Annotated in this window: 1 protein-coding gene; it reads left to right on the plus strand. The window is 48.4% G+C overall.

The genetic code is table 11. The annotated features are described in order from the left end of the window. The coding region (locus A3756_RS23980) for a methyl-accepting chemotaxis protein (protein ID WP_231875628.1) at positions 1 to 469 on the plus strand (469 nt) is incomplete at its 5' end. Positions 470 to 982 lie beyond the last annotated feature (513 nt).

Raw genomic sequence — 982 nt, forward strand, 5'->3', positions numbered from 1 at the left:
GGTTGAAACGGGCTCTCAGCTTGTAAATGATTCTGGCCAGACACTTGCGGATATCGTGAAGTCAGTTGAAGAGGTTGCTGTAAGAGTAGAAGAAATTGCCACGGCAGCAGCCGAGCAGAATGATGGTATTGGGCAGATTAACCAAGCAGTCATGCAAATGGATGATATGACCCAGCAAAACGCAGCCTTGGTTGAAGAGGCAAGTGCCTCTAGTGAGGCTTTGAGTGAGCAAGCATCAGCCTTGAATCAGATGGTTAGCTTCTTCAGAGTGGGGAATCACCAGGCCGCAATATTTAGCGCGCCTGCTTCAGCACCTACATCAGCGCCTGCACCGACTCCTTCTGTCAGCCAAGCTCCACAGCAAACGACTTCGGTGCCGATGGATACCGGTATTGCTCCGACAGAAGATCAGGTGATCAAATACAGTGGTGATAACTNAAACGATGATGATGACTGGGAAGACTTCTAGCGCATAGTCTAAAGGGAATGCAAAGGCCGATCAGTGATCCACTGCTCGGCCTTTTTTTTAGCGGGGGAGTACTTGATTCAAGCAGTACATTACTCATTTAGGCAGATCCTTCTACGGCTTGCACGAGGGCTAGCACGGGGTTGATCAGCGAGGGGTGGAACCCTCTGCCTACGGGCACGAGGTAAGTCGACTTCTGTAGGCAGATCCTTCGGCCGCGCTGGCTTCACTAATAACTCAAAACTATGAACACAGAATTACTATGACAAAACAATTTAATGGGGTGTCGAATTTAGGCGTAGACTAATAGGTGAATAGCTTAGCGCTTCTCACCCGGAAGCGAGGAGGTGGTAAATGTACACTTCAAGCAGAAAGAGAACTGTAAGTAAAAATATTGGCAAAAAACGAAAAGTCATGGCGGGCAAAGTAGGGTATGACCTTAGCTTGGATCGTCGGGTCAGTAGTCGAAGAGACAGCTTGATGCCCAGTCTAGAAAGTCTAGGACCTTTTGATAGG

Source organism: Oleiphilus sp. HI0086, from assembly GCF_001635225.1.